Source organism: Streptomyces sp., from assembly GCF_035644915.1.
Classification (GTDB): Bacteria; Actinomycetota; Actinomycetes; order Streptomycetales; family Streptomycetaceae; genus Streptomyces.
On sequence record NZ_DASQNP010000049.1, the window covers coordinates 1 to 7,433 of the forward strand.

Consider the following 7,433-nt stretch of genomic DNA (forward strand, 5'->3'; position numbering starts at 1 on the left):
TACGGGGTGACCCGGCACGGCCGGGTCTACGCCCTGGCACGCAACGCCCGGAACATCGGCACCCCCGAGGAGCCGGAGTACGGCGAGTTCGCGGGCGTCACCTTCTCGCCCGACGGCCGCACCATGTACGTCAACTGCTACGAGCCCGGAACCACGTTCGCCGTCACCGGGCCGTGGCGGCACTGACCCCGGCGGCACCGGCGCACGGAGCGCGCCCCCGGCTGGGCGTCACCCCGGTCGGGGGGTGGTGGTAGTCCGACGGGAGCAGCACGCCGCGCGGTCGTCACGGATCGTCGTTACGTTCCGGTCATGACCGTCTCCGTGCGCCGCACCACCGTTCCCCTGACCGCCCTCGCCCTGGTCGCCGCCGCGGTGGCGGGCTGCGCGGGCCCGGGTGGCGACACCACCCGGGCCGGCGCCTCCCCGGCCGCGCCCTCCTCCCCGGGCCCCGCCTCCTCCGCCCCCCGCTCGCCGGGCCCCGGTGCGGGCACCGCCACCGGACCGGGCGCTTCCGCGTCGCCCGCCGGGTACGCCACCCTGCCCGCCTCCGCCAGCGGCCGGGTGCCCGTCTTCCGGCACGGTCCGCGCGACGAGGGCGCGGCGGACGGCGGGAGCGGCCGGGAGGGCGCACAGGACCGTAGGAGCCCGGACGCCGGGGAGAGCCCGGGGGCCGGGAAGAGCCCGGACGCCGGTGAGGACCCCAAGACCAGGGAGAACCCGGGGGGCAGGGAGGAGCGGAGCGGCAGGCCGGGCGGGAAGAGCGGGGAGGAGAAGGTGGTGGCGCTGACCTTCGACGCCGTCATGTCCCCGGAGGACGTCAAACGCGCCAAGGGCGGCGCACGCCATGACGACCCCGCGCTGCTCGCCACGCTGCGCCGGGAGAAGGTCCCCGCGACCGTCTTCATGACCGGCGTGTGGGCGGAGAACCACCGGCAGCAGGCGCGTGCCATCGGCCGCGACCGGCTGTTCGAGGTCGGCAACCTCTCCTATTCCCACCGCGCCTTCGCCCCCGGCTGCGCGGGCCTGAAGACGCTCGACCCCGGCCGGCAGGCGGCGGACGTGCGCAGGGGCCTGGAGGCGATCCGCGCGGCGGGGGTGGAGAACCCCACGCCGTACTTCCGCTTCCCCGGCGGCTGCCACGACGACCGGTCCCGGCGGGCCGTCGCCCGGACCGGGGTGACCGCGGTGGCGGGGGACGTGGTCGCGGCGGACGCCGGCGCCTCGGAACCGAAGAAGATCACCGAGCGGGTGCTGAAGGACGTCAGGCCGGGCTCGGTGGTGGTCCTGCACTACGACCGCGCCAAGGCGCCGGCCACCGAGCGGGCGGTCCGCCGCCTCGTCCCGGAACTGCGTGAACGCGGCTACCGCTTCGTCCGCGTCTCGGAGCTGATCGCGGCGGCCATGGGCCGCGGCTGAGGCGGCCGACTGGCAAGGCGGGGTCAGCAGGAGCAGGCGATGCGCTCGGCCTCCTGCCACTCGCACACCGGGCACAGCGTCGCGCCGGGCGTGGCCGCCGGGTAGTCGGTCGGCTCTCCGCACCGCACACAGAAGGCGCGCTCGGCGCGCCCGTCGGAAGGAGCGCGGTCGTCGCGCCCGTCGGAGGCAGCGCGCTCGGCGCGGTCGTCAGGGGCGGCGCGCTCGGGGCGTTCGGTCACGGGCTCCATGCGACCGAGCGTACTGCGGCTCCCGTCCCCCGGGTCACTCCCGGCGGGCGGCGACCGCACAGGCCACCGCCGTCGCCGCGGCGGCCACCAGTACCGCCGCCGCACACGGCAGCAGCGGCACCGTGACGGTGGCGGTGCGCGAGCCGCCGACCAGGTCGCTCACCGCCGCGTTGGCGGGCGAACCGGCCGCCACCAGCGCCACCAGCGAGGCGAGCACGGTGGCGGGCACCGCCCGGCCCGGGCTGCGCAGCAGCGGCCGGTTGCACAGCGTCCCGGCCGCCGTGCCCAGCAGCGCGCAGGCGAACGCGGCCAGCAGCCCGGCCCCCACCGCGGGCGGCAGCGGCACGGGCGTGACGCGGTCGCCGCCGTGCGGATCGCCGACCGCGACGGCGAACGCCGTACCGGCGGCGCCCAGGACCGCCGAGGCCAGCAGCGCGGCCAGTACACCGGCCAGGTGGGCCGTGCCCGGCCCGGCCGCCGCGGCGGCGCACCACCGGGCGGCGGGCGGCTCGCCGGTGACGCACACCCGGGTCAGCCAGGCGGCCGCGGGCAGCAGTACGGCAGCCGCGTAGCCGAGGGAGTCCAGGAGCGGATCGCCGCCCCGGATGCCGACGGCGAGGGCGGCGGCGTACAGCAGCAGGGGCGGCAGCCAGCGGTACGAGCGCAGCAGCAGGGCCGTCCGGTAGCGCACCAGGGCGGGCAGCGCGGCCACGGCGGGCCTGACGGCTATGTCGTCGGCTATGTCGTTGGCTACGTCGTCGGGCTCCGTCACGGCTGCTCCTCCTCCGGTTCGTTCCCCGGCCGCGCGCTCTCCGGCGGCACGCTCTCCGGCGGCGTGGTCACGGAGCGGACGTGCCAGGGCGGGCGCGCGGTGAGCAGGGCGCGCAGCAGCGCGTCGGAGTGGGCCGCCGCCACCGTCAGCCGTACCCCGCCGCCGGGCGTGCGCTCGCGGACCGGGCGCCCGGGCAGTCCGTCCGGCGGTACGGCCCCGGGCGGGCCCACCACCTCCACCACCGCCCGCGGCCCGGCCGCTCCGTCCCCGTCGCCCCCGTAGCTCCCGCCCGGTGCCGGGGCGGCGGCGGGCACCAGCGTCCCGCCCTCCACCCGGTGCGCCGCGTCCTCCGCGCCCGCCAGCCGCCGCGGGTCGTGGTCGACGAAGACGACCGTGCCGCCCGCCGCGACCCGTTCGGCGACCGCCCGGTCCAGCTCGGCGCCCGCCCGGCGGTCCAGGCCCGTCCACGCCTCGTCCAGCACCAGCAGTTCCGGCCCGGCCAGCAGCGCCTGGGCGACGGCGACCTTCTGGCAGCCGCCCTTGGAGAGTTCGGCCAGGGGCACGGCGGCCAGCTCGCCCGCCCCGAACCGCTCCAGCCACCGCCGGGCGGCGGTGGCGGCGGGCCCGCGGCGCAGCCCGTGCACCCGCCCCAGGTGCGTCAGGTAGCCGAGCGCGGTGAACGGCAGGGCGGCCGGGAAACGCTCGGGCACGTAGGCGGTGCGCGGACGGCCGGTGATCCGGCCCGCGCTGGGCGCGTCGATCCCGGCGACCAGCCGGAGCAGGGTGGACTTGCCGCTGCCGTTGGCGCCCTCGATCCGCACCAGCGTCCCCGGGGACAGGTCCAGGTCCACGTCCCGCAGCACCCACGGTCCGCCGAGGCCGTAGCGGCGGCCGACTCCCCGCAGTCTCATGCCGATTGACCCTATCCGGCCCCTGTCCGGGCCCCGGCGGCCCCGTCCGGAGCGGGTCCGACACCCCGCGGGACGGCTGGCAGACTGGCCGTGTGAGCACCTCCGACGACTCCGCGCCCACCAGCCCCACCAGCCCCTCCGCCCGGGCGGCGGCGGACCGGGACACCGCCGTGCAGTACGTGCTGCCGCTCGTCGTCCGGATCGAGCGCGCCGTCCCGCCGGGTCCTCCGGCCCGTACCGACGCCCTCCAGGCGGCGGCCCGCGCGGTGCTGGTCCTGCTGTCGGACGAGCGAGCGACGGACCCCGGCGGCCCCTGGCACCGCGCGGTGCGCGACTGGCAGGACGGGCGCATCCGCAAGGTGGTGCGCCGGGCGCGGGGCGCGGAGTGGCGGCGGGCCTCGGCTCTGCCCGGGATCACGGTGACCGGCGACGGGGAGCACCCGGCCGAGGTGCGGGTGTTCCCGCCCGTACCGCTGGACGGCTGGCCGAAGGACCTGGCCCGCCTCCAGGTGTCCGGCACCGAACTGGCCGACCCCGCGCCGCCCGCCGCTCCCGCGCCCGGGACGCCCGTGCTGTGGCTGAACCCGGAGCTGGAGATGTCCGCGGGCAAGGCGATGGCCCAGGCCGGGCACGGCGCCCAGCTCGCCTGGTGGGACTTGGACGCGGCGGCCCGCGCGGCCTGGCGGGCGGCCGGTTTCCCCCTCGCGGTCCGCACCGCCCCGCCCGGGGTGTGGGAGGGCCTGCTGACCGCCGGTCTTCCGGTGGTGCGCGACGCCGGCTTCACCGAGATCGCCCCGGGCTCGGCCACGGTCGTGGCCGACCACCCGGCGCTGCGCCGCGCGGCGGCGGCCCGGAACTGACGGCCCGGAGGCGACGGCGCCGACGGCCCGGAAGTCCGGCCCGGAAGCTCAAATGAAGCTCTGAACCGGCCGCGGCGCGGTTGGCGTCCCCTCCCTCCGGAGATGACATCCGCAGGGGGAGCGAGCCGGAGGGGGGCGGGCATGGCGCGGCTGGGGACGGGCATCGGCTGGCGGCCGGAGATCGCCGCCGAGATCGACGCGCTGCCCGGCGTCGACTGGGTCGAGGTGGTCGCGGAGAACGTCTGCCCGGACCACCTGCCGCCGGAGCTGGTACGGCTGCGCGAGCGCGGCGCCACCGTGGTCCCGCACGGGGTGGGGCTGGGCCTGGGAGGCGCGGACCGGCCCGACCCGGGGCGGCTGGCGGCGCTGGCGCGGCGGGCCGAGGCACTGGGCTCGCCGCTGGTCACCGAGCACATCGCCTTCGTACGGGCCGGGGGGCCGCTGACCGGCACACCCCCGCTGGAGGCCGGGCACCTGCTGCCGGTGCCGCGGACCCGCGACGCGCTGGAGGTGCTCTGCGAGAACGTGGCGATCGCCCAGGACGCGCTGCCCGTGCCGCTGGCCCTGGAGAACGTCGCGGCCCTGATCCGCTGGCCCGACGAGGAGCTGACGGAGGCGGAGTTCCTCACCGAACTGGTGGAGCGCACCGGCGTCGGCCTGCTGATCGACGTCGCCAACCTCCACACCAACCACGTCAACCGCGGCGAGGACCCGCTCGCCGTCCTGGACGGCCTGCCGCTGGAGGCGCTGGCGTACGTGCACGTGGCGGGCGGCGTCGAGCGGGACGGGGTGTGGCACGACAGCCACGCGCACCCGGTGCCCGAGCCGGTGCTCGCCGTCCTGGCGGAGCTGTGCGCGCGCACCGCGCCGCCCGGCGTGCTGCTGGAGCGCGACGCGGACTTCCCGGCCGCCGGCGAGCTGGCGGCGGAACTGGCCGCGATACGGGGCGTGTTCGAAGGGACCGCCCGCGCGGGAGGAGGGGCCCGTGTCCGGCCCGCGTGAGACCACCGTGCCCGCCGCCCCCGGCACCGACGCGGCCCGGCGGCGGCTCGCCCACGCCCAGGCGGCCCTGCTGGGCGCGCTGGTCGCCGACGCCCCCGCGCCCGAGGGCTTCGACCGCGACCGGCTGCGCGTCCAGGCCCGGGCGCTGGTCGCCAAGCGCGCCGCCGTCGTCGCCAAGGTGGCCCCCGAGCTGCCGGAGATCCTGGGCGACGGCTACCGGCCCGCGTTCGTCTCCTACGCCCGGGGCCGTCCGCTGACCGGCGGCCACCGCCTGGACGCCCTGCGGTTCGCCGAGCACCTGCTGGCCCCGGGCTCCTCCCTGCCCCGGCCCGTGCGGCGGCGGCTGCGCCGCTGGCACCGCGCACGTTCCGGCGAGGCCCCTCGGGGGTGGGGCCTCGCCGGACGCCTCCTGCGTCCGCTGCGCCCGCTGCTGCGGCGGCGCTGAGCGACGGGCGGCGCGGACGCCGCAGCAGACGACGCGGGCGCCGTACCGGATGCCGAACACCCCATGGCGTTCCGCCCGCACGGCCGTGTAGGAAACCCCCATGTGGGTGCTCTTCCTCCTCGCCGCCTGGGGCGCGGCGCTGGCCTCGTGCGTCCGGCTGTGCCAGGTGGTGCGTGCGGCCGACGACGCCCCGGCCCCGCCCGCCGACACCGCCCGCCGGCTGAACCTGTACGAGACGGCGTTCCTCTCCGGCGGCCCCCACCGGGTCGCCGACCTCGCCCTGGTGTCGATGTCCCGGGGACGCCGCCTGCTGCTGGCCCACACCGGCTGGGCGACCGTGGTCGACCCGCGCGGCCGTGACGACATCGAGCGCTCGGTCGTCACCGCCGCCGGCCCCAGTGGCCAGTCGCCCGTCCCGGCGATCCGTACCGCCCTGGCCGCCGCCGACACCGTACGCGCCCTCGCCGAGCGGCTGGCCGCGGCCGGGCTGGCGGTGCCGCCCGCGGTCCGTACGGCGGTCGCCACCGCCGTGCACCAGGTGCGGCTCGCGGCCGCCGTGGTGCTGGTGACGGCGGTGGTGGCGGCGCTGCTGCTGCCGGAGGACGCGGACCGGGGCGCGGCGGCGGCCTGGTTCGCGCTGCCGCTGGCGCTGACCACGGGCGTCCTGGCCATCGCGCGCTTCGAGGTGGGCCCGGCCACCGGGTGGGCCTCACCCGCCGGTCAGCGGCGGCTGCGCGCGGTGGAGGACGAAGACGGTGCCGACACCGCCGATACCGAGGCCGCCGGGACGGCCCCCGGCGACCGGGCCCTGCTCACCGTCCTGGCACTGCGCGGCCCGTCGGCCCTCGCCGACCCCGCGCTGCGCGCGGCGCTGGGCGTCGGCACCCGCAGGCACCGGGTGGACTGAGTCACGTGACGCGGCGGTGCTGGTGCGCCGCGTCCTGTTCCGCCCTATAGCGCCGGTCGGCGCTACCTCACCGCGAATGCCGTGAACGCCGCCCACTCGGCCCGGCCGATCCGCAGCACCGGCCCGTCGCCCGCAGTCTTGGAATCCCGCACGTACACGGCGTCGCGCCCAGCAGCCACCTCCACGCAGTCACCGCCGCCCGATCCGCTATGGCTGCTCTTGAACCAGCGCAGCCCGTCCAGACTCTCGGTTATCCGCTCCACGGTCACGCCTCTCCCACCAGCCGTTCGATGAGCCGCGCAGACTCCTCGACGTTCAGGGCCTGCGATCGCAGCCTGCCATACCGCATCCCGAAGGCGCTGGCCTCCGCCGGATCACGGATGACATGCCCAACTTCCTGGGACTCGATGTATCCGAGGTGCCGGTGTTCCTTCGTCTCCACCACCACGAACGGGCCGTCCTTGCCCGGATGGAACCCCCGACCGGCAGGCATGACCTGCACCTCCACGTTCCGCAGTGTGCCCACCTCCAACAGGTGTCGCCACTGCTCGCGCATGACTTCCGGGCCGCCCACCGGATCGCGCAGCGCCTCCTCGCTGATGATGAACGACAGCACCGCCAGCGGCACCCGCGTCAGCAGCTTCTGGCGGCTGAGTCGTGCCTCCGTGTGCTGGTCGATGATCTCTTCACTCAGCGGCGGGTAGTGGCCTGCGAACACCGCCCGCGCATAGCCTTCCGTCTGCAACAGCCCCGGGATCAGCAGCGGATCGTAGGAGAAGCGGCTGACGACCTCCGACTCGATGAGCGCGAAGTCGCGGAAGAAGCGCGGCAGTTTCGCCCGGTCCACCTCGTCCTGGAGCACCTCCAGCACT

Annotated in this window: 9 protein-coding genes and 1 pseudogene; 5 read left to right on the plus strand and 5 right to left on the minus strand. The window is 77.2% G+C overall.

Annotation, left to right across the window (positions count from 1 at the left end; all coding sequences use genetic code 11):
- Window positions 1-186: alkaline phosphatase PhoX (locus VE546_RS05170; RefSeq protein WP_324919005.1), on the plus strand; the 186-nt coding region annotated here is incomplete at its 5' end.
- A 123-nt stretch (window positions 187-309) separates the two neighbouring features.
- Complete coding sequence (locus tag VE546_RS05175) at window positions 310-1,416, plus strand: polysaccharide deacetylase family protein (protein WP_324919007.1); 1,107 nt, start codon at window positions 310-312, stop codon at window positions 1,414-1,416.
- Between the two features lie 23 nt (window positions 1,417-1,439).
- Here the strand turns inward: VE546_RS05175 and VE546_RS05180 are convergent, their stop codons facing one another.
- The 3 genes from VE546_RS05180 to VE546_RS05190 all read right to left on the minus strand — a co-directional run bounded on the left by VE546_RS05180 (window position 1,440) and on the right by VE546_RS05190 (window position 3,347).
- Window positions 1,440-1,664 (minus strand): hypothetical protein, encoded by a 225-nt coding sequence (locus VE546_RS05180; RefSeq protein ID WP_324919009.1) that lies wholly within the window; start codon window positions 1,662-1,664, stop codon window positions 1,440-1,442.
- Between the two features lie 34 nt (window positions 1,665-1,698).
- Window positions 1,699-2,367 (minus strand): ABC transporter, encoded by a 669-nt coding sequence (locus VE546_RS05185; protein ID WP_324919020.1) that lies wholly within the window; start codon window positions 2,365-2,367, stop codon window positions 1,699-1,701.
- A gap of 65 nt (window positions 2,368-2,432) precedes the next feature.
- Entirely contained in the window at window positions 2,433-3,347 is a 915-nt protein-coding gene (locus tag VE546_RS05190) for an ABC transporter ATP-binding protein (protein ID WP_324919011.1), read from the minus strand.
- A gap of 92 nt (window positions 3,348-3,439) precedes the next feature.
- Between VE546_RS05190 and VE546_RS05195 the strand changes: the two genes are divergently transcribed.
- The 3 genes and pseudogenes from VE546_RS05195 to VE546_RS05205 all read left to right on the plus strand — a co-directional run bounded on the left by VE546_RS05195 (window position 3,440) and on the right by VE546_RS05205 (window position 6,561).
- On the plus strand, window positions 3,440-4,207 hold the full coding sequence (locus VE546_RS05195) for a peptidyl-tRNA hydrolase (protein WP_324919013.1): 768 nt from the start codon (window positions 3,440-3,442) through the stop codon (window positions 4,205-4,207).
- A 141-nt stretch (window positions 4,208-4,348) separates the two neighbouring features.
- Window positions 4,349-5,654, plus strand: a pseudogene (locus VE546_RS05200) (DUF692 domain-containing protein).
- A gap of 100 nt (window positions 5,655-5,754) precedes the next feature.
- Window positions 5,755-6,561 carry a TIGR04222 domain-containing membrane protein gene (locus VE546_RS05205; RefSeq protein ID WP_324919015.1) on the plus strand — a complete coding sequence of 269 codons (807 nt, stop codon included), beginning with the start codon at window positions 5,755-5,757 and terminating at the stop codon, window positions 6,559-6,561.
- Between the two features lie 62 nt (window positions 6,562-6,623).
- On the opposite strand, the gene VE546_RS05210 is transcribed toward VE546_RS05205, so the two are convergent.
- Both VE546_RS05210 and VE546_RS05215 read right to left on the minus strand, forming a co-directional pair.
- Window positions 6,624-6,824, minus strand: a complete 201-nt coding sequence (locus VE546_RS05210; protein ID WP_414720407.1) for a DUF397 domain-containing protein — start codon at window positions 6,822-6,824, stop codon at window positions 6,624-6,626.
- 2 nt (window positions 6,825-6,826) lie between these two features.
- A partial coding sequence (locus VE546_RS05215; protein ID WP_324919018.1) for a DUF5753 domain-containing protein occupies window positions 6,827-7,433 on the minus strand: 607 nt, incomplete at its 5' end.